Origin of the sequence: Micromonospora sp. A202, from assembly GCF_006715105.1 — a bacterium.
GTDB lineage: Bacteria > Actinomycetota > Actinomycetes > Mycobacteriales > Micromonosporaceae > Micromonospora > Micromonospora zamorensis.
On the sequence record NZ_VFMP01000001.1, the window covers coordinates 2,073,830 to 2,095,651 of the forward strand.

24 protein-coding genes are annotated in these 21,822 nt (G+C 72.1%); 14 read left to right on the forward strand and 10 right to left on the reverse strand.

What is annotated here, in order from left to right:
- Nucleotides 1-3 precede the first annotated feature (3 nt).
- Both FBZ33_RS09525 and FBZ33_RS33310 read right to left on the reverse strand, forming a co-directional pair.
- Entirely contained in the window at nt 4-954 is a 951-nt protein-coding gene (locus FBZ33_RS09525) for a TIGR03557 family F420-dependent LLM class oxidoreductase (protein WP_141908762.1), read from the reverse strand.
- Between the two features lie 99 nt (nt 955-1,053).
- Entirely contained in the window at nt 1,054-1,179 is a 126-nt protein-coding gene (locus FBZ33_RS33310) for a hypothetical protein (protein WP_255421242.1), read from the reverse strand.
- A 216-nt stretch (nt 1,180-1,395) separates the two neighbouring features.
- Between FBZ33_RS33310 and FBZ33_RS09530 the strand changes: the two genes are divergently transcribed.
- Nucleotides 1,396-2,886, forward strand: coding sequence for a glycoside hydrolase family 3 protein (locus tag FBZ33_RS09530; RefSeq protein WP_141908763.1), 1,491 nt, complete (start codon nt 1,396-1,398; stop codon nt 2,884-2,886).
- Nucleotides 2,887-2,900: 14 nt separating this feature from the next.
- On the opposite strand, the gene FBZ33_RS09535 is transcribed toward FBZ33_RS09530, so the two are convergent.
- Together FBZ33_RS09535 and FBZ33_RS09540 are read right to left on the reverse strand one after the other, a co-directional pair.
- A complete protein-coding gene (locus FBZ33_RS09535; protein ID WP_141908764.1) occupies nt 2,901-3,188 on the reverse strand; it encodes a GNAT family N-acetyltransferase in 288 nt (95 codons plus the stop codon).
- Complete coding sequence (locus tag FBZ33_RS09540; protein ID WP_141908765.1) at nt 3,185-4,411, reverse strand: cysteine desulfurase-like protein; 1,227 nt, start codon at nt 4,409-4,411, stop codon at nt 3,185-3,187. The genes FBZ33_RS09535 and FBZ33_RS09540 overlap by 4 nt, the downstream gene beginning before the upstream one ends.
- Nucleotides 4,412-4,507: 96 nt before the next feature.
- Between FBZ33_RS09540 and FBZ33_RS09545 the strand changes: the two genes are divergently transcribed.
- From FBZ33_RS09545 to FBZ33_RS09575, 7 genes are all read left to right on the forward strand, one after another.
- Complete coding sequence (locus FBZ33_RS09545; protein WP_141908766.1) at nt 4,508-4,873, forward strand: hypothetical protein; 366 nt, start codon at nt 4,508-4,510, stop codon at nt 4,871-4,873.
- Between the two features lie 59 nt (nt 4,874-4,932).
- A complete protein-coding gene (locus FBZ33_RS09550) occupies nt 4,933-5,754 on the forward strand; it encodes a DUF1206 domain-containing protein (protein WP_088947343.1) in 822 nt (273 codons plus the stop codon).
- 83 nt (nt 5,755-5,837) lie between these two features.
- A complete protein-coding gene (locus FBZ33_RS09555) occupies nt 5,838-7,025 on the forward strand; it encodes a mechanosensitive ion channel family protein (protein ID WP_141908767.1) in 1,188 nt (395 codons plus the stop codon).
- 333 nt (nt 7,026-7,358) lie between these two features.
- The gene (locus FBZ33_RS09560; RefSeq protein WP_141908768.1) at nt 7,359-7,793 is read left to right on the forward strand and encodes a phage holin family protein; all 435 of its coding nucleotides are present in this window, start codon (nt 7,359-7,361) and stop codon (nt 7,791-7,793) included.
- On the forward strand, nt 7,790-8,164 hold the full coding sequence (locus tag FBZ33_RS09565; protein WP_141908769.1) for a DUF3618 domain-containing protein: 375 nt from the start codon (nt 7,790-7,792) through the stop codon (nt 8,162-8,164). Before FBZ33_RS09560 ends, FBZ33_RS09565 begins: the two co-directional genes overlap by 4 nt.
- Complete coding sequence (locus tag FBZ33_RS09570) at nt 8,161-8,433, forward strand: DUF4235 domain-containing protein (RefSeq protein WP_141908770.1); 273 nt, start codon at nt 8,161-8,163, stop codon at nt 8,431-8,433. Before FBZ33_RS09565 ends, FBZ33_RS09570 begins: the two co-directional genes overlap by 4 nt.
- A 288-nt stretch (nt 8,434-8,721) precedes the next feature.
- A complete protein-coding gene (locus FBZ33_RS09575) occupies nt 8,722-8,925 on the forward strand; it encodes a cold-shock protein (RefSeq protein ID WP_030338233.1) in 204 nt (67 codons plus the stop codon).
- 116 nt (nt 8,926-9,041) lie between these two features.
- Here the strand turns inward: FBZ33_RS09575 and FBZ33_RS09580 are convergent, their stop codons facing one another.
- Together FBZ33_RS09580 and FBZ33_RS09585 are read right to left on the reverse strand one after the other, a co-directional pair.
- Nucleotides 9,042-9,236, reverse strand: a complete 195-nt coding sequence (locus FBZ33_RS09580; protein WP_141908771.1) for a hypothetical protein — start codon at nt 9,234-9,236, stop codon at nt 9,042-9,044.
- Between the two features lie 88 nt (nt 9,237-9,324).
- The gene (locus FBZ33_RS09585; RefSeq protein WP_141908772.1) at nt 9,325-10,308 is read right to left on the reverse strand and encodes an aldo/keto reductase; all 984 of its coding nucleotides are present in this window, start codon (nt 10,306-10,308) and stop codon (nt 9,325-9,327) included.
- Between the two features lie 84 nt (nt 10,309-10,392).
- Here FBZ33_RS09585 and FBZ33_RS09590 point away from each other — a divergent pair, with 84 nt between their 5' ends.
- Together FBZ33_RS09590 and FBZ33_RS09595 are read left to right on the forward strand one after the other, a co-directional pair.
- Nucleotides 10,393-11,187, forward strand: a complete 795-nt coding sequence (locus FBZ33_RS09590; RefSeq protein WP_141908773.1) for a trans-aconitate 2-methyltransferase — start codon at nt 10,393-10,395, stop codon at nt 11,185-11,187.
- Nucleotides 11,184-12,206, forward strand: coding sequence for an adenosine deaminase (locus tag FBZ33_RS09595; protein ID WP_141908774.1), 1,023 nt, complete (start codon nt 11,184-11,186; stop codon nt 12,204-12,206). Before FBZ33_RS09590 ends, FBZ33_RS09595 begins: the two co-directional genes overlap by 4 nt.
- Before the next feature lie 252 nt (nt 12,207-12,458).
- On the opposite strand, the gene FBZ33_RS09600 is transcribed toward FBZ33_RS09595, so the two are convergent.
- On the reverse strand, nt 12,459-13,862 hold the full coding sequence (locus FBZ33_RS09600; protein WP_172861995.1) for a HAMP domain-containing sensor histidine kinase: 1,404 nt from the start codon (nt 13,860-13,862) through the stop codon (nt 12,459-12,461).
- 29 nt (nt 13,863-13,891) lie between these two features.
- Nucleotides 13,892-14,581, reverse strand: a complete 690-nt coding sequence (locus FBZ33_RS09605) for a response regulator transcription factor (protein ID WP_099852139.1) — start codon at nt 14,579-14,581, stop codon at nt 13,892-13,894.
- Nucleotides 14,582-14,654: 73 nt separating this feature from the next.
- Here FBZ33_RS09605 and FBZ33_RS09610 point away from each other — a divergent pair, with 73 nt between their 5' ends.
- A complete protein-coding gene (locus tag FBZ33_RS09610) occupies nt 14,655-15,575 on the forward strand; it encodes an ADP-ribosylglycohydrolase family protein (protein WP_141908775.1) in 921 nt (306 codons plus the stop codon).
- A gap of 116 nt (nt 15,576-15,691) precedes the next feature.
- On the opposite strand, the gene FBZ33_RS09615 is transcribed toward FBZ33_RS09610, so the two are convergent.
- Nucleotides 15,692-16,573, reverse strand: a complete 882-nt coding sequence (locus tag FBZ33_RS09615; RefSeq protein WP_141908776.1) for a DUF1775 domain-containing protein — start codon at nt 16,571-16,573, stop codon at nt 15,692-15,694.
- Nucleotides 16,574-16,760: 187 nt separating this feature from the next.
- Here FBZ33_RS09615 and thrS point away from each other — a divergent pair, with 187 nt between their 5' ends.
- Nucleotides 16,761-18,770: a threonine--tRNA ligase gene (thrS, locus tag FBZ33_RS09620; RefSeq protein ID WP_088947354.1), complete on the forward strand. Its 2,010-nt coding sequence runs from the start codon at nt 16,761-16,763 to the stop codon at nt 18,768-18,770.
- A gap of 210 nt (nt 18,771-18,980) precedes the next feature.
- Here thrS and FBZ33_RS09625 read toward each other — a convergent pair whose 3' ends face one another.
- Nucleotides 18,981-19,709, reverse strand: a complete 729-nt coding sequence (locus FBZ33_RS09625; protein ID WP_088947355.1) for a D-Ala-D-Ala carboxypeptidase family metallohydrolase — start codon at nt 19,707-19,709, stop codon at nt 18,981-18,983.
- 176 nt (nt 19,710-19,885) lie between these two features.
- Here FBZ33_RS09625 and FBZ33_RS09630 point away from each other — a divergent pair, with 176 nt between their 5' ends.
- On the forward strand, nt 19,886-20,398 hold the full coding sequence (locus FBZ33_RS09630; RefSeq protein WP_172862178.1) for an HIT domain-containing protein: 513 nt from the start codon (nt 19,886-19,888) through the stop codon (nt 20,396-20,398).
- 254 nt (nt 20,399-20,652) lie between these two features.
- On the forward strand, nt 20,653-21,711 hold the full coding sequence (locus FBZ33_RS09635; RefSeq protein ID WP_141908777.1) for an aldo/keto reductase: 1,059 nt from the start codon (nt 20,653-20,655) through the stop codon (nt 21,709-21,711).
- Nucleotides 21,712-21,822: the final 111 nt, after the last annotated feature.

Consider the following 21,822-nt stretch of genomic DNA (forward strand, 5'->3'; position numbering starts at 1 on the left):
GGCTCAGCGCAGGCGGGGCAGGACCTCACGCTGGTACAGGTCGAACAGGCCCTGGTAGTGCGGGCCGGTGTTTGCCACGTACACCTCGTCGAAGCCGGCCTTGGCGTACTTGTCGATCATTTCCAGGTGCGCGTCGACGCTGTTGCCGCAGACGAACGCGTCCCTGACCATCTCCGGCCTGACCAGCTCGGCGGCCTGCTCGAAGTGGCGCGGTGAGGGAAGCACCTGGGACAGCTCGCCCGGCACCCCCGCGTTCGGCCAGCGCTCGTACGCGATGCGCATGCCTTCGTCCTCGCTGTCCGCGTACGCCGCCTTGAAGCCGGCCTGGCACGGCTTGTCGCCGCCGCCGTTCTCACGGAAGCGCCGGACCATCTCGCCGTCGGGCATGGTGCTCACGTAGCCGTCGCCGATCCGGGCGGCCAGGTCGATGGACTTCGGCCCGAAGCCGGAGACGTAGATCGGCGGGGGAGTGTCGGGCAGCGTGTAGATCCGGGCCTGCTCGACGGTGTAGTGCTTGCCGTGGTGGCTGACGAAGCCGCCGGCCCACAGCGCGCGCAGCACCTCGACGGCCTCCTCCAGCATCTCCAGGCGGACGTCGGCCTGCGGCCAGGCGTCACCGAAGATGTGCTCGTTGAGCGCCTCGCCGGTGCCGACGCCGAGCACGAACCGCCCGCCGTGCAGCACCGCGCTGGTCGCCGCCGCCTGCGCGATCACGGCCGGGTGGATCCGCACGGTCGGGCAGGTCACCGCGGTGGTCACCGGGAGCGAGCAGACCTGGCTGAGCGCGCCGATCATCGACCAGACGAACGGGCTCTGGCCCTGCGCGTCCACCCACGGGTGGTAGTGGTCGGAGATCCACAGCGCCTCGAAGCCGGCCCGTTCGGCACCGCGCGCCTGCTCCAGCAGCTCGGCTGGCGTGAACTCCTCACTGGACAGAAAGTATCCGATCTTCATCGTTTCCCCTTCGGCGCGCGAATCTGCTGATGGGGAATGCCGTACCCCGGGCGCGGTCGGCCACACACGGCTCGCCGGGCCCGGATCGGTGTGCGGCGCTCAGCGTCGACCGAACATCGCCCGGATCGCCGCGAGCAGCAGCAGCGCGCCGACCACCAGGCCGAGCAGGCGTACGCCGGGGATGTCGGCCGGGCTCGTCGCGTCGGCCAGCAGGGCGGGGTCCATCCCCGCACTCTCCCGGGGAGCGGGCCGCCAGGCAACTGTAAGGTTTATTGACTATTGAATCGCCCGGTGTGACCATGGCATGACCGCCTGCCGGTGGCGGTGCGCCGAGGGCGCGCGAGAGATGGGGTACGGGGGCCGCATGAGCGAGCGCGACCAGTGGTTTGACGGGGGCGCACCGACGCCGGTGCTGGAGACAGACCGTCCTGAGGGGGCGGCGTGACCGGGTCCGCCGGGCACCTCCCGGCGCTCGCCTCCGCCGTCCTGCAACCCGGGTTCGTCGGCACCACCCCGCCGCCGTGGGTGTGTCGCTGGCTCGGTGAGGGCCTCGGCGCGGTGGTGCTGTTCGCCCGCAACGTCGTCGACCCCGCGCAGGTGGCGGCACTCACCGCGACGCTGCGCGCAGAGCGGCCGGACGTCATCGTGGCGATCGACGAGGAGGCCGGCGACGTCACCCGACTCGAGTCGGTGCACGGCAGCACCCGGCCCGGCAACTTCGCCCTCGGCGCCGTCGACGACCCGGCGCTGACCGAGGCGGTCGCCCGGGACCTCGGCGTCGAGCTGGCCGCCGCGGGGGTCACCCTCAACTACGCCCCGGACGCCGACGTCAACTCCAACCCGGAGAACCCGGTGATCGGCGTGCGGTCCTTCGGCGCCGACCCGGCGCTGGTCGCCCGGCACACCGCCGCCTGGGTACGCGGCCTCCAGGCCGGCGGTGTCGCGGCCTGCGCCAAGCACTTCCCCGGCCACGGCGACACCCGCGTCGACTCACACCATGACCTGCCCCGCATCACCGCCGACCGGGCCCGGCTGGACGCCTGCGAGCTGGCCCCGTTCCGGGCCGCCGTGGCCGCCGGGGTGCAGGCGGTGATGACCGGCCACCTGCTGGTGCCGGCTCTGGATCCGGAGCTGCCTGCCACGCTGAGTCAGCGCATCCTGGGTGGGCTGCTCCGCGACGAGATGGGCTTCTCCGGCGTGGTGGTGACCGACGCGGTGGAGATGCGCGCGGTCGCCGATCGCTACGGCTTCGCCGGGGCGACGGTTCGCGCCCTCGCCGCCGGAGCCGACGCGATCTGCGTCGGTGGCGAACGGGCCGACGAGCAGGCGGTGCGCGAGCTGCGCGACGCCATCGTGGCCGCGGTCGTCTCCGGCGAGCTGCCCGAGGAACGACTCGCCGAGGCCGCCAAGCGGGTCGGGCAACTCGCCGCGTGGACGATGGCCGCCCGCACCGCCGGGCCGGCCGGAGTGCGCGGCGCCGCCGACGTCGGGCTGGTCGCCGCCCGCCGGGCCGTTCGGGTCACCACCGCACGAGCCGCTGCCGGGACGCTGCCGTTGACCCGCGCGGCGCACGTTGTCGAGTTCGAGCCGCTGCGCAACATCGCCATCGGCGCGGAGACCCCGTGGGGCATCGGTGCGCCACTGGGCGAGCTGCTGCCTGGCACCAGCACGGTCCGCTACGCCGAGCCCGACGTGCCGGCCGATCCGGGCGCCGGGGCCGGCACCCGCCCACTGGTCCTGGTGGTCCGCGACCTGCACCGGCACGACTGGATGCGCTCCGCCGTGCAACGCGCGCTGGCCGCCCGCCCCGACGCGGTGGTGGTCGAGCTGGGCGTGCCGGAACTGGTGACCGGGTCGGTGCACCTGGCCACCCACGGCGCGACCCGGGTCAGTGGCTGGGCCGCCGCCGAGGTGCTGACCGGCACCCGCTGAGCCGACCGTCCCGCCTACGGCAGGTCGGCGACCAGGTCGGCGTACTCGGGGTGCTTGTCGATGAACGCGGCCATGAAGGAGCACTGCGGCACCACGGTGCCACCCCGGGCGCGGACCTCGTCCAGGGTGCCCCGGATCAACGCACCGCCCACGCCCTTGCCCTGGAAACCCCGGTCCACCTCGGTGTGGGTGAAGACCAGGACCTCCCCGCGCATCACGTACGCGGTGAAGCCGGCCAACGCGTCGTCGACCAGGATCTCGAAGCGGTGCTTCGCCGGGTTGTCCTCGACCAGGGTGCTCATCCGGCCATTCTCCCCGCGCTGCCGGTCAGCGCGTCGAGTTCGCCGAGCAACCGGTCCACCTCGTCGGCCGTGTTGTAGTGGTAGAGGCTGGCCCGCACCGCGCCGCCGCTGTCCCGCAGACCCATCATCTGGAAGTACTCGTAGGCGTAGTAGTCGCCGACCGACAGGCAGAACCCGGCGGCGCCCAACGCCTCCTGGGTGGCCGCCGGCGACAGCCCGGCGACCCGGAACGACACCGTCGGGCAGCGTCGGGCCGGCGAGCCGTACACGGTGACCGCCGGCCGCTCCGCCAACCCGGCGAGCAACCGGTCCAGCAGCGCCTCCTCGTGCGCCTGGGCGGCGGCCAGACCGGCCCGCAGCCGCGCCCGCCGGTCCCCGACCGCGTCCGGGTCCAGCCCGGCCAGGTGATCGACCGCCGCGGTCACCCCAGCCAGCAGCGGGAAACTCGGGGTGCCGTACTCGAACCGGTCCGGCACCGCGTCGGAGGACGGCACCAGCTTCGCCGGGTGCAGCGCCGTCCAGCGGGCCGGGTCGGCCACCATCGCCGCCAGGTGCGGCCCGGACCACTTGTACGCGCTGGTCACCAGCACGTCGGCGCCGAGTGAGGTCAGGTCGGTCGGCCCGTGCGGAACCGAGTGCACCCCGTCCACGTGTACGAGTGCGCCGACGGCGTGCGCGATCTTGGCGATCGCCGGCACGTCCGGCATGGTGCCGATGGCGTTGCTGCCGGCGGTCACCGCGACCAGCCGGGTCCGCTCGCCGACCAGGTCGGCGTACTGGGCGGCGGGCAGCTCACCGGTGTGCCGGTCGACCTCCGCCCAGCGCACCGTCGCACCGGCCGCCTCGGCGGCCTGCACCCACGGCCGGATGTTGGCGTCGTGGTCGAGCCGGGACACCACCACCTCGTCACCCGGGCGCCAGGTCGCGCCGAGCGTGCGGGCCAGGGTGTACGTCAGCGCCGTGGCACTCGGGCCGAGCACCACCCCGGCCGGGTCGGCGCCGAGCAGGTCGGCCACCGCCGAGCGGGCCTCGGCCACCAGCTCCAACGACCGGCGGCCCGGTACGTTGGCGGCGCTGCGGTTGCCGACCGCCGCGCGCATGGCGTCGGCGACCGCGTCGATCACACCGGCGGCGGTCTGGGTGCCGCCGGCCCCGTCGAAATGGACGAAGCCCTCGGTCAGGGCGGGGTACGCGGCCCGGGTGCGGGCGATGTCGAACGGCATGTCCCGGACCCTAGCCGGTGCTCCCGCGACCCCGTCCGGCCACCGGCTGATCACCGATCGACTGTGACATCGCGGGCGTCTCGTACTCTTGGCGAGGTGACGAACCGACCCGCCACCATGCCCATGCCCACCGTCCGCCGCGCCGCCGGTCTGTTCGCCGGTCTGGCGCTCGGCATCGCCGTGCTCGCCGGCTGCAGCTCCCAGGGCGCCTCCACAGACTGTTCGGTGGACGCCTGCACCGTCACCTTCGATCGAGGTGTCGACGCGAGGACCACCATCCTGGGCGTCGAGGCCAAGCTGGTCGGCGCCGAGGGTGACCAGGTGACCGTCGAGGTCGCCGGCGAACAGCTCACCCTCACCACCGGCCAGCAGGCCGCCGAGGCGGGGGGTTTCGGGGTGACCCTGGACAGCGTGACCGACCAACAGGTCAAGATTCGCGTAGCGCGTAACCCGGGCAGCTGACCTGGGCGGGCGGCGGTGGCCGACGTTTGAGAATCTTCGCAATCGGAGATTGTGACGCCATGTCACTTACCCGTAGCGCCGAAGCCACCGCCTCCCGTACGGCGGACAGCCGGTGGCTGGAACTCCTCGCCCGGGCCGGCTTCATCGGCTACGGCATCGTCCACCTCCTCTTCGCCTGGCTGGCATTGCAGATCGCCTTCGACAAGTCGTCCGACGACGGCGACCAGTCCGGCGCGCTGCGTACCCTCTCCGCACAGCCCCTCGGTAAGTTCCTGGTCATCGCCGTCGCGGTCGGCCTGCTCGCGATGGCGATCTGGCAGGCGCTGGAGGCGGCGGTCGGGCACCGCGCCGAGCGGGGCAAGGAGCAGGTCATCGAACGGCTCGCCTCGGCCGGCCGGACCATCGTCTACCTCTACTTCGCCTGGACCGCGTTCAAGGTCTTCAAGGACGCCGGGTCGAACAGCGCCGACCAGCAGGAGGCGCTGACCGGCAAGCTGATGACCTCCAGCGGTGGTCGCTGGCTCGTCGGCCTGGCCGGGCTGGTGCTCGCCGCGATCGGTGTCGGCCTGGTCATCTACGGCGCCCTCAAGAAGTTCGAGAAGCACCTGAAGACCGGTGAGATGAGCCCGAAGACCCGCCAACTGGCCCGCCGTCTCGGCATGGCCGGATACGTGGCCAAGGGCGTCGCGTACGGCATCGCCGGTCTGCTGGTCATCGTCGCGGCCGTGAACTACGACCCGGAGAAGGCCCGTGGTCTGGACGCCGCGCTGCACACCCTGCGCGAGCAGTCGTACGGCACCTTCCTGCTGACCCTGGTCGCCCTGGGCATCGCCGCCTTCGGCGTCTACTGCTTCCTCCAGTCCCGGTACCGCAAGGTCTGAGCTGGTCGATACCACGGTCGTCGGGCACTCTTGGGCTTTTGCCCGGAGTGCCCGACGCCTGGTCGAAGGGGAGCACTGAAGCCTTGCAGAACTATGTCGAAACGGCCGTCGCCGCGCTCGTCGCGGCGGCGGTCGCCCTGTTCCTGGTCGAGGTCGTCCACCGGCTGACCCGGCGGTTCGGCCGTCGCTCGCTGTTGATGACCGAGCTGACCGACCACGCGCACCGCCCGTTCCAGGTCGCCGGGACGGTCCTCGCCGTGCAGTTCGCCGTCCGTTTCAGCACCGGGTACGCGGTCGGCGAGAGCTGGCGTCGCCTGCTGCTGCACCTGCTCATCCTCGCCGTCATCGCCACCGCGGCCTGGCTGGTGGCCTCGCTGCTGGTCGTCGTGGAGGACACCGCGCTGGCGCGGTTCCGGGTCGACGTGCCGGACAACCGGCACGCCCGGCGGGTTCGGACCCAGGTGGTGATGCTGCGCCGGCTGACCATCGCGGTGATCGTCATCCTGACCATCGGCGTGATGCTGATGACGTTCCCCAGTGTGCGGGGCATCGGCGCCGGTGTGCTGACCTCGGCCGGTGTGGTCGGTGTGGTGGCCGCGCTCGCCGCCCAGAGCCTGCTCGGCAACGTGTTCGCCGGCCTCCAGCTCGCGTTCAGCGACGCCGTCCGGCTCGATGACGTGGTTGTCGTCGAGGGGGAGTGGGGTCGGATCGAGGAGCTGACCCTCAGTTACGTGGTCGTGCAGATCTGGGACGACCGGCGGTTGATCCTGCCCACCTCGTACTTCACCAGCAAGCCGTTCCAGAACTGGACGCGGACCGAGGCGGCGGTGCTCGGCACCGCCGAGTTCGACGTGGACTGGGCGGTGCCGGTGCAGACGATGCGCGAGGAGCTTCGCCGCATGGTCGAGGGCACCGAGCTGTGGGACGGCCGGGTCTGCGTCCTTCAGGTCACCGACGCCACCGGCGGGATGGTACGAATGCGCGCGCTGGTCAGCGCCGCCGACGCGGGCAGCCTGTGGGACCTGCGCTGCCTGGTCCGTGAGCATCTGGTGGCCTGGATCCGGGACAACCGCCCGACCGCGATGCCCCGGATGCGCACCGAGCTGGGCGACTCCAGCAGCAACCTGCCCTGGCAGTGGGTGCAGCCGAGGCGGCCGGCACGCCGCCTGTCGGAGACCGAGGCACCGGACGACGCTCGCGTCTTCGGTGGCAGCGACGACGGCGACGCCCGCAGTGAAGCCTTCGTGGGCCCCGAAGAAACCCGCCCCTGACCCGTCCGCGCCCGGCCGTTGCGCCGCGCCGCCCGAGTGCTGCCCGCAGGACCGTGGCGATCATGGACTTGCCGGGACGGTGTGCCCGGTTTGTCCACGTCAACCTCATGATCACCGCTGCGCGACCGGGTTTGGTGGTCCGTTCCGAGAGGTTTGGTCGGGCTTGGGTGGGGGATGTGCTGCCGGACGTCTCTGGCGTGATCAGGGTGGGACGGTGCGCCGGTCCTCGGCGCGGCGTCCGGACAACGCGGACGGTGAGCTGCTCGGCGCGCTTTAGGATTGACGGGCGGCGACTCCGGGCATACAGCGCGGTGATGAGGAAAGGAGGACAGCATGGCTGACGTGGCGAACGCCCGCACATCCCAGAACGGGAGCGAGCCCTCCACCGCCGAGTTGGTGCAGCGGGCCACCGAGCAGGTCTCCCGTCTCGTACGGGACGAACTGGCGCTGGCCCGAGCGGAGTTGACCGAGAAGGGCAAGCACGCGGGCATTGGCATCGGGCTCTTCGGCGGCGGCGGCGCACTGGCGTTCTACGGCCTGGGCGCGTTGGTCGTCACGGCGATCCTGCTGCTCGACCTGGTGTTGCCCGCCTGGGCCGCCGCGCTGATCGTGGCGGTCGCCTGTTTCCTGGTGGCCGGCATCCTTGCCCTGGTGGGCAAGAAGCAGGTCAGCCGTGCGGTCCCACCGATGCCGGAGGCGACGGTCCGCAGCCTCCGGGCCGACGTGGACACCGTCACCGCCGCGCTGAAGGACAGGGGGCGGCAATGACCGGCAACGGGACCGGCGACACGGAGGCGCTCCGCGAGGAGATCCGCCGCACCCGGGTCGAGTTGGGCGAGACGATGGAGGCGCTGGCCGCCAAGGCCGACGTCAAGGCGCGCCTGAAGGTTTCCGCCGAGCAGGCGAAGGAGCGGATGCGCGAGCAGGCGGCGCAGACCGTCGCCCGGGTTCGCGGGCAGGCCGTGCGTGGTGCCGAAATGGCCCGCGCACAGGCCTACGAGAAGGGCGAGTTGGTGCGCGCACAGGCGCACGACAAGGGCGAGTTGATGCGACGCAACCCGGTGCCGTGGGCGGCGATCGCCGCCGGTGCGGTGGCCACCGTGGTGGTGCTGATGATCGTGCGGGGGAGGCGTAGGTGAGCAAAAACATCGGCAGGGTCGCGTACCGGCCGGTCGGCGTGTTGTTGGGTATCGCCGCGGGCACGGTGGCCGGGGCGATCTTCCGGCAGGTCTGGAAGGTCACCGCGGGCGACGGTGAGGCGCCCAACGCCATCGACGAGGATCGCGGCTGGGGCGAGATCCTGGCCGCGGCGGCGTTGCAGGGGGCCATCTTCGCGGTCGTCCGGGCCGCTGTGGACCGGGGCGGCGCGGTCGGCGTCCGCCGGATGACCGGCAGCTGGCCGGACTGACCACACAGCGACTTCAGCCCCCTTCCCGCATCGATGGGAAGGGGGCTTTCGCATGGCTTCGGACGCCGCCCAGCGGAACCGAGGCATCCGTCAGGTCACATGTCGGAGAAATTCGTCGGAGAGGTCGTGACAGACTTTTTACCTCCGTGATTTGCTGGTCCCCGCTGTTGCGAGATGGCGTGGGTTGAGAGAAGTCTCCTTCGTGGGGCCGCCTCAGGCACCGCTGCTCGAAAACGGCCAATCGGCCGGACGGCGTGCACGGCCGCCAGTTTTTAGAGGGAGATACACATGGCTCAGGGAACCGTGAAGTGGTTCAACGCTGACAAGGGCTTCGGCTTCATCACCGTCGATGGTGGGGGTGCTGACGTGTTCGTCCACTTCTCGGCCATCCAGACCAGCGGCTACCGCTCGCTGGAGGAGAACCAGCGGGTGGAGTTCGAGATCGCTCAGGGTCAGAAGGGCCCGCAGGCTGAGCAGGTCCGTCCCATCTGAGTGAGATGGCCGGCCCCCGCCGGTCAGTGGGACGGTCCGGCACAGGGCCGTTGAAAGGCCCCGCACCCTTCCAGGGATGCGGGGCTTTTCCGTGCCAGGCCACCAGGGCCAGTTGGTCAGCGTCGGCGGCGCGAGCGTAGGCCGAGCCAGAGCACCACCAGCCCGACCAGTGCCACGATCGGACCTATCACCGCCCAGATCTTCTCGTCGGTCATCACGCTGCCGCTGACATAGCCGAGGCCCTGCACCGTCCACACGGCACCGATCACGACGGCCAGCAGGCCGAGGGTGAGCGAGAGCCAGCCCCTCATCGCGTCCCCTCTCCGACACCCGAGGCGGTGCGTCGCCCTCCAGCATGGTCGGCCGGGTGGCGCGACGCGAGCACCCCGGGCGTGCGGGTCACCACCGGTCGTGCACCTGCGGGCGGATCAGCTCGTCGTAGGTCTCGCGTACGGCTGCCAGTTGGTCGTCGCTCAGCGACGACAGGTCCGCCGCAGCGGCGTTGCGCCGGGCCTGGTCAGCGTCGCGGGCACCGGGGATGACCACGGTGACGCCCGCCTGGTCGAGCACCCAGCGCAACGCGAACTGCGCCATCGTGCGGTCCGCGTCGACCAGCGGCGCCAGCCGGCGTACGGCGGCGAGGCCCTGCGCGAAGTCGACGCCGGAGAACGTCTCGCCGACGTCGAAGGCCGCGCCGGTGCGGTTGAAGTTGCGGTGGTCGTCGGCGGCGAACTCGGTGTGCTCGTCGTACCGGCCGGAGAGCAGGCCGCTGGCCAGTGGCACCCGGGCGATGATGCCCACGCCGGCCGCCGCGGCTGCCGGCAGGACGCGCTCCAGCGGCTTGTGGCGGACCGCGTTGATGATGATCTGGACGCTCGCCACGCCCGGCCGGGCGATCGCGGTGAGGGCCTGGTCGCAGGTCTCGACGCTGACCCCGTACCCGGCGATGGCCTTCTCGGCGACGAGGGTGTCGAGGCCGTCGAAGACCTCGTCGGAGGAGAACACGGCGGTGGGCGGGCAGTGCAGCTGGACGAGGTCCAGCGTGTCCATGCCCAGGTTGGCTCGGGAGCGGTCGGTCCACTGCCGGAAGTTGGCCAGGGTGTACGCCTCCGGCCGCTGCTCGACGCGGCGGCCCATCTTGGTGGCGACGGTGAGCCCGGCGTCGGGTCGGGAGCGCAGGAAGCGGCCGATCAGCTGCTCGCTGCGACCGTCGCCGTACACGTCGGCGGTGTCGAGGAAGGTGACTCCGGAGTCCACGGCGGCGGCGAGCACCGCCATCGCGTCGCCCTCGCTGACGGTGCCCCAGTCGGCGCCGAGCTGCCAGGCGCCCAGGCCGACCGCGCCGACGGTCCGGCCAAGCCGGTTGAAGCTGCGCTGTTCCATGCCCCGAGCCTAGTGATCGGGTTGCCGGCCTGCCACGCGAGCCGTATCTTGAAACAAGACGGACGTACGGTTTGGGAGGCTGCGATGTGGGACCCGACAACCTATCTGCGCTTCGGCGACGAGCGGTCCCGGCCGTTCCACGACCTCGTCGCGCGGATCCCCGCCGAGCGGCCCCGGGCCGTGGTCGACCTCGGCTGCGGCCCTGGCCAGCTCACCGCCACCCTCGCCCAGCGCTGGCCGACCAGCCGGGTGCTCGGCCTGGACTCCTCACCCGAGATGATCGACCGGGCCGCCGCCCTCGGCACTCCCGTCGACTTCGCGGTCGCCGACCTGCGCGACTGGCATCCGACCGGCGACGAGGACGTGGTCGTCAGCAACGCCGCGCTCCAGTGGGTGCAGGGTCACCAGGAGCTGCTGCGCCGCTGGGCCAGCGAGCTGCCCGCCGGGGCGTGGCTGGCCATGCAGGTCCCCGGCAACTTCGCCGCCCCGTCGCACCGCGCTCTGCGCGAGGTCGCCGACCAGCTGGCCTGGCGGGCCGAGATCGCTCCGCTGCTGCGCGCGGACCCGGTCGACGACCCGGCCGACTACGCGGCGCTGCTGACCGCCGCCGGCTGCGCCGTGGACGCCTGGGAGACTACCTACGTGCACCTGCTGCCGGCTCGGCCCGCCGCCGCGCACCCGGTGCTGACCTGGATGGAAGGCACCGCGCTGCGCCCGGTCCGGGCCGCGCTGGACGCCGCCGGCTGGTCGGCCTTCCGGGCCGAGCTGGGGGTACGGCTCACCGCGGCGTACCCGGTGCGGCAGGGTCAGGTGTACTTCCCGTTCCGCCGCGTCTTCGTCGTCGCCCGCACCGGCGACCATGCCCAGGAGAACCCGTGACCGACCTGCCCACCTTCATCGCCGGCCTGCCCAAGGTGGAGCTGCACGTGCACCACGTCGGTTCCGCCTCGCCCCGGATCGTCGCCGAGCTGGCAGCCCGCCACGAGGGACGCACCCCCGTGCCGGCCGACCCGGAGGCGCTCGCCGCCTACTTCGAGTTCCGCGACTTCGCGCACTTCATCGAGGTCTACCTGAGCGTGGTGGACCTGATCCGCGACCCGGAGGACGTCTGGATCCTCACCCACGAGGTGGCCCGGGAGCTGGCACGCCAACAGGTCCGGTACGCGGAGCTGACCATCACCCCGTACTCGCACGTGAGCCGGGGCATCCCCGCGCCGGCGTTCTGCGAGGCGATCGAGGACGCCCGCCGGCGCGCCCTGGCCGACTTCGGCCTCGAACTGCGCTGGTGCTTCGACATCCCCGGCGAGGCGGGTCTGCCCTCCGCCGCGGAGACGCTGCGCATCGCCCTGGAGGAACGCCCGGACGGGCTGGTCAGCTTCGGTCTGGGTGGCCCCGAGATCGGCGTACCCCGACCGCAGTTCCGGCCCTACTTCGACCAGGCCCGCGCGGCCGGCCTGCGCTCGGTGCCGCACGCCGGGGAGACCACCGGGCCGCAGACGATCTGGGACGCGCTGAACGAGCTGGGCGCCGAGCGCATCGGGCACGGCATCTCCGCCGCACAGGACCCGGAGCTGCTCACACACCTGGCCGAGCGGCAGATCGGGATGGAGATCTGCCCGACGTCCAACGTACGGACCCGGGCGGTGGCCAGCCTCGACGAGCACCCGCTGCCCCAGCTGGTCGAGGCCGGGCTGCTGGTCACCATCAACTCCGACGACCCGCCGATGTTCGGCACGACCCTCAACGACGAGTACGCGGTGGCGGCCCGTCTGCTCGGGGCCGGTCGCGAGGGTCTGGCCGGGCTGGCCCGCAACGCGGTGACCGCGTCCTTCCTCGACCCCGCCGGCAAGCAGCGGATCAGCGCCGAGATCGACGCGTACCTCGCCGCCGCCGGCTGAGCTGGGCGGCCGGAGCGCGGCTGAGCCGCTGGGCCGTTCGGGGGAGCGGGGCGCGCGGCGGGAGCGTGGGTGTGGGGGGACCTGAGACTCCCGCCGCGCGCGCGGCTTCACCGGCCGGGGGTGCGTGGTGCGCTCGACCGGTGAAACTGGTGGGTTCGTGCACTGATCCTGTCAGCCCGAAGCCGGTCACACGCGATCGTTAACCGCGATCTAAGGAAGACTTGCGCCGGCCCACAACCCGGGCCGTTGCGGTCACTCGTCGGTGGGGCGCTGGCGGGGCCAGCGACGTCCGCTGGACTTCGTGTCCCGGGCGTCGCGGGCCATCCGGCCGACCAGACCGAAGCGGCTCACCTGCCGGGGCGTCGCCTCCGGGTCGGCGAGCAGCATCACTACGCTGGCCCCGCCCAGCCGGGCGCGGTCGATGCTCACCGACCCGTTGGCCTGCAACGCCACCCGCTTGGCGATGTCCAGTCCCAGCCCCGTCGAACCCTGGTCGCTGGTGCCCCGGCGCAGCGCCCGGTCCGGGTTGGTGATGCCGGGACCAGCGTCGTCGATCCGGATCGCCACGTAACCGTCCCGTCGGGACACGGCCACCTCGAACGCGGTGCCCTGCGGCGTGTAACGGAAGACGTTGCCGATGACCGCGTCCAGCGCGGCGGCCAGCTCGGCCCGCGGCACCGGCGCCGGGATGCGCAACTGCGCGCCGTTCACCCGGTGCGGCCGGTTCTGGTCGCCGGCCAGGGCCGCCCAGAACACCATCCGGTCCCGGACCACCTCGCTGACGTCGCACATCGCCGGACCGGCCTCGTGCGCCACCGACTTGCGGGTCGTCTTGATCAGCACGTCGATCTCACCCTCCAGGGTGACGATCGCCTGCCGGATCCGCCGGATGCCCCGGAGCCGGTCCAGCTCCGCCGGGCTGAACGAACCCACGCTGGTGTCGTCGGACTCCAACGCCTCCGCGTCCAACCGCAGCACCGTCAACGGGGTACGCAGACGGTGCGACAGGTCGGCCACCAGCTCCCGCTCATCGGTGCGGGCCGCGTCGAGCCGGTCCGCCATCCGGTTGAAGGCGTACCCGGCCTCGGCCAGCTCGCGGGGACCGGTCGGCTCCACCCGTACGCCCAGGTCGCCGTCGCCGATGGACAGTGCGGCCTTCACCAGACCTCGGGTCGAGTCCACCGCGCGGGCGGCGACCCGGTCGACAACCAGCACCGCCGCGCCGGCCATCGCCGCGCCGACCGCGAACAGCAGCAACCAGGTGCCGCCGGCACCCTCGCCTAGCGTCGAATCCGGGAGGAACACCTCGACCACGGCCGTCCGGTCACCGAGGACCACCGGGTCGAGCCGGACCACGCCGCCGTCGACGTCCACTACCAGCGACCGCCGGTCGGCACGGGCCCGGTCCAGGTCACTGCCACTGGCTCGGCCCGCGGATTCGTCCAGACCCAACCCGTGCACCACCGGCCGGGTCTGGGCGCCCTCGGCGCTGGCCACCACGGCACGCTCGACGACCGTCGGGTCGGTGCTGACCGCCAGCGCGCCGGTCACCAGCGCGCTGCGCCGGGCGGCGTCGGCGATCGCCTCGTCCCGGCTCTGCTCACGCAGGCTGAGGCCGAGCGGGATCAGGAACGCGAGCGCGACGAGACTGCACATGCCGGCCGTGAGCAGGGCCAGCGCCGTCCTCAGTCCGGTGCCACCAGCCGGAACCCGACCCCCCGCACGGTGCGCAGGTAGCGCGGCTTCGCCGCGGACTCGCCCATCTTTCTGCGGAGCCAGTACAGGTGAACGTCGATGGTCTGATCCTCGCCGACCGATGGCTGCCGCCATACCTCCTCCAAGAGTTCCCGGCGGGACACTACCCGCCCAGGTCGCGCGGCGAGATACGCCAGCAGGTCAAATTCCTTGCGGGTCAGCGCCAGTGGCTCCCCGTCGAGCTGGGCACTGCGTTCGCCCACGTCCACCTTGAGCCCGCCGACGCTGTGCACAGCGGGTTGCACCGTCCGGCTGGCCCGCCCGGCCCGGCGTAGCACCGTGGTGATCCGCGCGTCCAGGTGCGCCCCGGTGAACGGTTTGACCATGTAGTCGTCCGCGCCGGCACGCAGCAGCTTGACCACCGACTGCTCGTCGTCGCGGGCGGTGGCGATGATGATCGGGACGTCGGTGATGCCGCGCAGCATCCGCAGCGCGTCCGAGCCGTCCAGGTCCGGCAGACCCAGGTCGAGCACCACCAGGTCGGGTGTCTCCGCGGCGACCCGGCGCAGCGCGTCCAACGCCGTACCCACGGCGTGCACGGCATGCCCCCGGTCGGTGAGGGACCGCAGCATCGCGCCGCGTACGACGTGATCGTCTTCGACCAGGAGCACGGAGGCCACGACAAGACCGTACTGGGCCTGGCAAGTTGATCGCGTTGCGACGTGCCTGGCGAGGGGGCAAGCTGGTACGACGATGCCGTTCACCCTGTTCGCCGATGCCCGCCTGGCGCTCGCCCGGGACAGCCTCGCCGGTCTCTCCACCGGCGACGCGCTCGGCGCTCAGTTTTTCCTGCCGGGGTCGGCACCTGCGGATCTCACCCCGCAGGCGTTGCCGCCGTCGCCCTGGGAGTGGACCGACGACACCGAGATGGCCTGCTCGGTCCTCGCCGAGCTCGCCGACTCCGGCAGCATCGACCGGGACAGGCTGGCCCTGGCCTTCGCCGAGCGCTGCGAGCCGCGCCGGGGCTACGGCGCCGGCGCGACGCTGATCCTCCGGCTGATCCGCACCGGCACCCCGTGGCCGCTGGCCGCCGCTTCCGCGTTCGACGGTCAGGGTTCCTGCGGCAACGGCGCGGCCATGCGGGTCGGTCCGCTGGGCGCGTACTTCGCCGACTCGACCGCTCGTGCCGCAGCCCAGGCCCGCTCCTCGGCCGAGGTGACGCACGCGCACCCCGAGGGCATCGCCGGGGCTGTCGCGGTCGCTGTCGCCGCCTCGTTGGCCGCCCGAGCCCGCCTCGACGGGCACCGGCCATCCCCGGAGCGGCTGCTCGCCGGGATCGCCGCCGCGCTCGATCCGGGCACCGAGGTGCACCGGAGCGTGAACCGGGCGGCCGGGCTGCTCGGCCGGCCACTGCCCCGGGTGGTGGCGGCGCTCGGCAACGGCTCCCGGGTGACCGCGCAGGACACCGTCGGGTTCACGCTCTGGGTGGCCGCCACCCACCTCGACGACTATCCGACGGCGATCCGGACATGCGTGCGGGCGGGTGGGGACGTGGACACCACGTCCGCCATCGCCGGGGCGGTGGTGGCGGCGTACACCGGTGTCGGCACCCCCGGGGGCGTGCCTGAGCCGTGGCTGGCCGCCCGCGAGCCGCTACCCACCTGGCTGCCCTGACCACCCGGCCTGTCCGGGCGGCCGGCCTGGCCGCCCTTGTCATGATCGACTCGGGTTTCTGTAAATCGGGGTGTCCGTGCGACGTTGATGCCGCGGTTTCAGGGAAGCCGAGTGGATCACCGAGATGACGTGGAAACCGCCGGGGTCTGGTCATTTTCCGTGCGGCCGGTGACCTCGGCGAGCGTCGGGGTCTGGTCCTCGTCCGCTCCGCCGGTCACCTCGGCCAGTGCGGTGGCCTCGCCCGGGTCGCGTCGGCGCCACCGGCTGACCAGCCAACCGATCGCCGCGCCGCCGCCCAGGCCGGCCAGCAGGCCGGCGGCCAACATCCCGTCGGCGCCGCCGGACTCCTCGCCCGCGCTGCCCGCCCCAGTGGCCGGGGCGTCGGCACCGCTGTCCGCAGCGGCTGGCGCACCGGCCGCCGGACCGCCGTGCCCGCCGTGTGCGGCCTGGCCCGCCGCGCCGGGCGCCGCCGGCAGCAGGGTGAGCGCCGGGGCCCGGTGCGGGCCGGCGGCGTCCGCCCACCGGACCACCGTGCCATCGGCGTACGTCTGGACCACCTCGAAGGTGAGCCGCTCCGCCTGCGGCATCGGCCCCATGGACAGCGCCAGCCGGGCCGGGCCGGGATCGCTCTCGCCCACCCGGACCCAGGTCACCGCTGTGGTCACCGTGCTCACGCCGGACGAGTGGATGCCGGCCACCGGCTTGTCCAGGGTGCGGGAGCTGATCCGGGGCGCCCAGCCGTTCACCGACATCGGGTAGACCTCGGCGATCGGCGCGTCGGCCGGCAACCGGACCTCGATCTGGTTGGTCTTCGTGCCGGCCCGCTCCTCCGGCACGCTGAACTCCAGGCGTACGGCGTCGCCCTGCCGGGCCTCCGTGGGGGTGGTCGTCACGTCCACCGCGTGCGCCGTGCCGGGCCAGAGCAGCAGCCCGGCGGCGGTCAGCGCGGTCACCGCCGTGATCCGCCGTCGGCGCTCGCCGCCGTACGTGCTCGCCATCTCGTGCCCCCATCCGTGTCCGCGCGACCGGCACCGGTTCCGGCCACACTCTGTAGTTCGGCTGCGAGGCGCGAAAGGTTCAACGCGGACGTGAGGAAGGTGCCCTTCCCGGTCGAGGGTGGGGCGACCGATAGCATCGGCAGGAGCCGAGGATCGGCACCGTTTCGTACCACTTGGAGGAGTCACCGTGTCCGCACCCCGTACCCCCGCCGTGGCCGACCCTGTCGTCGTCGCCGCCGGGACGACGGCGGCCGACGCGGTGGCCGCGGCCGGACTGCCCGCGAACGGCCCCAAGGCGATCGTCGTGGTCCGCGACCCGCAGGGCCAGCTGCGTGACCTGGACTGGTCGCCGGCCGAGGAGACCGTCGTCGAGCCGGTCAGTCTGGACTCGCCCGACGGGCTGAACGTGCTGCGCCACTCCACCGCACACGTGCTCGCCCAGGCAGTGCAGGACATCTTCCCCGAGGCCAAGCTGGGCATCGGCCCGCCCATCGAGAACGGCTTCTACTACGACTTCGACGTCGACAAGCCGTTCCAGCCCGATGACCTCAGCAAGCTCGAGAAGCGCATGCAGGAGATCATCAAGTCCGGGCAGCGGTTCCGTCGCCGCCGCTTCGACAGCCTGGACGAGGCACGCTCCGAGCTGGCCGACGAGCCGTTCAAGCTGGAGTTGATCGAGGTCAAGGGCGAGGGCCTGGACACCGACGAGGTGATGGAGGTGGGCGGCGGCGAGCTGACCATCTACGACAACCTCGACGCCAAGGAGGACAAGGTCTGCTGGTCGGACCTGTGCCGGGGCCCGCACCTGCCGACCACCCGCATGATCGGCGCGTTCAAGCTGATGCGCTCGGCCGCCGCGTACTGGCGTGGGTCGGAGAAGAACCCGCAGTTGCAGCGGGTGTACGGCACGGCGTGGCCGACCCGCGACGAGCTCAAGGCGTACCTGAAGCTGTTGGAGGAGGCCGCCCGGCGCGACCACCGCAAGCTCGGCGCGGACCTCGACCTGTTCAGCTTCCCCGACGAGATCGGCTCCGGCCTGGCGGTCTTCCACCCCAAGGGCGGCATCATCCGCCGCGAGATGGAGCACTACTCCCGCCAGCGGCACGAGCAGGCGGGGTACGAGTTCGTCAACACCCCGCACATCTCCAAGGCGCAGCTGTTCCAGACCTCCGGTCACCTGCCGTACTACGCGGACACCATGTTCCCGCCCATGCAGCTGGAGGGCGCGGACTACTACCTCAAGGCGATGAACTGCCCGATGCACAACCTGATCTTCAGGTCGCGCGGGCGGTCGTACCGGGAGCTGCCGCTGCGGATGTTCGAGTTCGGCACTGTCTACCGGTACGAGAAGTCCGGCGTCGTGCACGGCCTGACCCGGGTCCGTGGCCTGACCCAGGACGACTCGCACATCTACTGCACCCGTGAGCAGATGGCCGGGGAGCTGTCCGCGCTGCTCAGCTTCGTGCTGGACCTGCTGCGCGACTACGGCCTGGACGACTTCTACCTGGAGCTGTCGACGCGGGACGACTCGCCCAAGTTCATCGGGGCCGAGGAGGACTGGGCCGAGGCGACCGAGGCGCTGCGGACCGCCGCCGCGACCTCGGGTCTGGACCTGGTGCCCGACCCGGGCGGCGCGGCGTTCTACGGGCCGAAGATCTCCGTGCAGGCGCGGGACGCGATCGGCCGGACGTGGCAGATGTCCACCATCCAGGTCGACTTCAACCAGCCGGAGCGGTTCGGGTTGGAATACCAGGCCGCCGACGGCACGCGCCAACGGCCCGTCATGATCCACCGGGCGTTGTTCGGGTCGATCGAGCGGTTCTTCGGGGTGCTCACCGAGCACTACGCGGGCGCGTTCCCGGCCTGGCTGGCGCCGGTGCAGGTGGTGGGCATCCCGATCCGGGAGGACCACACCGACTACCTGCACGGTTTCGTCGCGGCGCTGCGCGCCGAGGGGATCCGGGCCCAGGTGGACGCGGGTGACGACCGGATGCAGAAGAAGATCCGTACGGCGCAGCAGCAGAAGATCCCGTTCATGGTGATCGCCGGTGACGACGACGTGGCCGCCGGCACGGTCTCCTTCCGTTACCGCGACGGCTCGCAGCGCAACGGGGTGCCGGTTGCCGAGGCGGTGACCCACGTGCTGGACGTGGTCAGCTCGCGTACCAACATCGGCCCTTCGGCCGCCGCGGAGTAGCGCCGCCCGCACGCCCGCCGCGCGGCCCGCCCGCCCGCGCGCCCGCCGCGCGGCCCGCCCACCCGCGCGCCCGCCGCGCGGCCCGCCCGCCCGCCGCAAGATCGCGCTCGATCCAGGAAGTAGTGGCCTCCCCGGCGTGGGGAGGCCACTACTTCCATTTTTGGGCGCGATCATCGCCCGGAGGTCGGCGCCAGGAGTCGGCGCCTGCGGTCAGATGCCGCAGTTCGGTGCTGACCAGCCGCCGACCGCCGCCACGTGGGTGTGGTCGTTGTGGTCCGGGTAGCCGGGGCCGAGGATCTGCCCGAAGCCGTGGTAGCGGGCCTGCTGGGCCAGCCGGCAGAAGGACGGGGACCCGACCAGGTCGACCCCGTCACCGTAGAGGTGTCGACTGTTCGACGCGCCGCCAACCGCGCTGTTGCAGGTGTAGCTGCGGAAGCTGCTGCTGATCGCGATGTTCACGTCCCCGAGGGCGTGCCGCATGGCCTGGAGCTTCCACATCGACACGAGCGCGTTGAACCGCGCGGTGCTCGCCGAGACCGCGCCGCCGGCCCAGGTGCTGTTGCAGTTGTTCAGCTCGGCGTAGCTGAAGTTGACCGGTGTGCAGTCGTCGTCCTGGAGGGCGTAGAGGCGGTTGAACGTCTGCGCGCCGGCGACGCCGTCCGCCGACATCCCGTACGCCTGCTGGAAGCGGATGACCGCGGACCGGGTGGCCGGGCCGAACGCGCCATCGATGGTGAGCACGGCGCCATAGCCGGGGTAGCCGGCGACCCGGATCTGGAGTTGCCGGACGTCTTCGCCGGACATCCCCTGGGACAGGGCGCGACCCCAGGTGTAACAACCGTCCGCCTGTGCGGCGCCGGCGGTGAGGGTGACGCCGGCCACTGTGGTGGCGGCAGTCAGGGCGAGTGCGGCGAGGAGCCGGCCGAGCCGTCGGATCATGGAGCCCTCCATCAATGCATGGAAGTTCTTGGATGCAGAAAGTTTCAGGTTTAGGCATTGATCCGTCAAGAACTTGCAGCAAAGAGTTTTCCCGACAGCGGGTGTCGCGGCCCGCCTGGGTGGCTCCGTAGGATCGGCTCGTGACAGGGGCGGAACGGCACACGGACATCGACGGCATGGCGGACGGTCTGGAGCGGCTCTGGACGCCGCACCGGATGACCTACATCTCCGGCGAGGACCGCCCGGCCGAGGGCTACGAGAAGCCGACCGGCTGCCCGTTCTGCCGGGCCCCCAAGCTGCCGCCGGAGGAGAGCCTGGTGGTGGCCCGCGGCGAGCACGTCTTCGTGGTGCTCAACCTCTATCCGTACAACCCAGGCCACCTGCTCGTCTGCCCCTACCGGCACGTCGCCGACTACACCGACCTGGACGTGCCGGAGACCACCGAGCTGGCGTCGTACACCCAGACCGCGATGCGGGTGATCCGCAAGGTGAGCAACGCGCACGGCTTCAACCTGGGCATGAACCAGGGCGGGGTGGCCGGCGCCGGCATCGCCGCGCACCTGCACCAGCACGTGGTGCCGCGCTGGGGCGGTGACGCGAACTTCATGCCGGTGATCGGCCGCACCAAGGTCCTGCCGCAACTGCTCGGTGACACCCGCGACCTGCTGGCCCGCGCCTGGCCGTCCTGACCGCCGGCGGAGCGCGAGGGCCGCGCCGGTCCGGCTAGCCGGCGCGCAGCAGCGGGGTCAGCTCCAGCCAGCTCTCCACCCGGTGTACGCGCGGCAGCAGCGCGGCGTACGGCTCGATGATCACACCGCCGATGTCCACAACCAGCCGTGTCGCATGGCGTCGATCATGCCGCACCCCACCGGTGGGTGCGCATCCTCAATTCCGCCTCGGGATCTGCTACGCCCCAACCCGGCGAAGGTGGCACGATCGGCCGATGGCAGTCACGACACGGACGTTGGGACGCAGCGGCATCGAGGTCAGCGCCCTCGGCATGGGGTGCTGGGCGATCGGCGGCCCCTGGGCGGAGGGGGCCCAACCGCTGGGCTGGGGCGCGGTCGACGACGACGAGTCCGTGCGGGCGGTACGCCGGGCGCTCGACGAGGGCATCACCCTCTTCGACACCGCCGACACGTACGGCGCCGGGCACAGCGAGCGGGTGCTCGGCCGCGCGCTCGCCGGCCGCCGGGACGAGGCCGTGATCGCCACCAAGTGGGGTTACACCTTCGACGAGGCGAGCCGACAGGCCACCGGGGAGGACGCGTCGCCCGCGTACCTGCGCCGGGCCGTCACAGACTCGCTGCGCCGGTTGGGCACTGACCGGATCGACCTCTACCAGCTGCACCTGGCCGACCTGCCGGTGCCGCGGGCGCAGGCGCTCATCGGCACCTGCGAGGACCTGGTCACCGAGGGCCTGATCCGGGCGTACGGGTGGAGCACCGACCGTCCCGACCGGGCCACCGCCTTCGGGCAGGCCGCCGCCGGTGCCACCGCCGTGCAGCACACCCTGTCGGTGCTGCGGGACGCTCCCGAACTGCTCGCCGTCTGCGAGAAGTACGACCTGGCCAGCGTCAACCGGGGCCCGCTGGGGATGGGTCTGCTCACCGGCAAGTACTCGTCCGGGTCGACCCTGCCCCGCGACGACGTACGCGGGTTGGCCCCCGGCTGGTTGGAGTGGTTCCGTGGTGGTCGGCCCGCGCCCGAGTGGCTGCGCCGGGTCGGCGCGGTCCGTGCGGCGCTCACCGCGGACGGGCGCACCCTCGCCCAGGGCGCGCTGGGCTGGATCTGGGCCCGCAGCGGTCGCACCATCCCGATCCCCGGCTGCCGTACGGTCGCCCAGGTCGAGGAGAACGCCGCTGCCCTGCACCGGGGCCCGTTGCCGGCGGACCAGTTCGTCGAGGTGGAACGCCAGTTGGCCGCTCTGCGGACCGCAGCCCTCCGCGACGCCGACCGCCCCCACTGGCCCCCTCCCACGCACCCCACCATCCACCCCTGAGCGGGGCATCCGCACCCGTCCGGCGCATCCGTCCGGATACCTGTCCGGTCCGTGCCGCCGTTCCGTCCTGGACTTGGGTGCCGACCCCACCTGTGAGTGCGGCACCCTGTA

Excerpts from the sequence above, each read along its gene's own strand:
- FBZ33_RS09525 (WP_141908762.1), bottom strand. The coding sequence starts at position 954 with ATGAAGATCGGATACTTTCTGTCCAGTGAGGAGTTCACGCCAGCCGAG.
- FBZ33_RS33310 (WP_255421242.1), bottom strand. The coding sequence starts at position 1,179 with ATGGACCCCGCCCTGCTGGCCGACGCGACGAGCCCGGCCGACATCCCC.
- FBZ33_RS09535 (WP_141908764.1), bottom strand. The coding sequence starts at position 3,188 with ATGAGCACCCTGGTCGAGGACAACCCGGCGAAGCACCGCTTCGAGATC.
- FBZ33_RS09540 (WP_141908765.1), bottom strand. The coding sequence starts at position 4,411 with ATGCCGTTCGACATCGCCCGCACCCGGGCCGCGTACCCCGCCCTGACC.
- FBZ33_RS09550 (WP_088947343.1), top strand. The coding sequence starts at position 4,933 with ATGTCACTTACCCGTAGCGCCGAAGCCACCGCCTCCCGTACGGCGGAC.
- FBZ33_RS09560 (WP_141908768.1), top strand. The coding sequence starts at position 7,359 with ATGGCTGACGTGGCGAACGCCCGCACATCCCAGAACGGGAGCGAGCCC.
- FBZ33_RS09565 (WP_141908769.1), top strand. The coding sequence starts at position 7,790 with ATGACCGGCAACGGGACCGGCGACACGGAGGCGCTCCGCGAGGAGATC.
- FBZ33_RS09575 (WP_030338233.1), top strand. The coding sequence starts at position 8,722 with ATGGCTCAGGGAACCGTGAAGTGGTTCAACGCTGACAAGGGCTTCGGC.
- FBZ33_RS09580 (WP_141908771.1), bottom strand. The coding sequence starts at position 9,236 with ATGAGGGGCTGGCTCTCGCTCACCCTCGGCCTGCTGGCCGTCGTGATC.
- FBZ33_RS09585 (WP_141908772.1), bottom strand. The coding sequence starts at position 10,308 with ATGGAACAGCGCAGCTTCAACCGGCTTGGCCGGACCGTCGGCGCGGTC.
- FBZ33_RS09590 (WP_141908773.1), top strand. The coding sequence starts at position 10,393 with ATGTGGGACCCGACAACCTATCTGCGCTTCGGCGACGAGCGGTCCCGG.
- FBZ33_RS09600 (WP_172861995.1), bottom strand. The coding sequence starts at position 13,862 with ATGTGCAGTCTCGTCGCGCTCGCGTTCCTGATCCCGCTCGGCCTCAGC.
- FBZ33_RS09610 (WP_141908775.1), top strand. The coding sequence starts at position 14,655 with ATGCCGTTCACCCTGTTCGCCGATGCCCGCCTGGCGCTCGCCCGGGAC.
- FBZ33_RS09615 (WP_141908776.1), bottom strand. The coding sequence starts at position 16,573 with ATGGCGAGCACGTACGGCGGCGAGCGCCGACGGCGGATCACGGCGGTG.
- FBZ33_RS09625 (WP_088947355.1), bottom strand. The coding sequence starts at position 19,709 with ATGATCCGACGGCTCGGCCGGCTCCTCGCCGCACTCGCCCTGACTGCC.
- FBZ33_RS09630 (WP_172862178.1), top strand. The coding sequence starts at position 19,886 with ATGGCGGACGGTCTGGAGCGGCTCTGGACGCCGCACCGGATGACCTAC.
- FBZ33_RS09635 (WP_141908777.1), top strand. The coding sequence starts at position 20,653 with ATGGCAGTCACGACACGGACGTTGGGACGCAGCGGCATCGAGGTCAGC.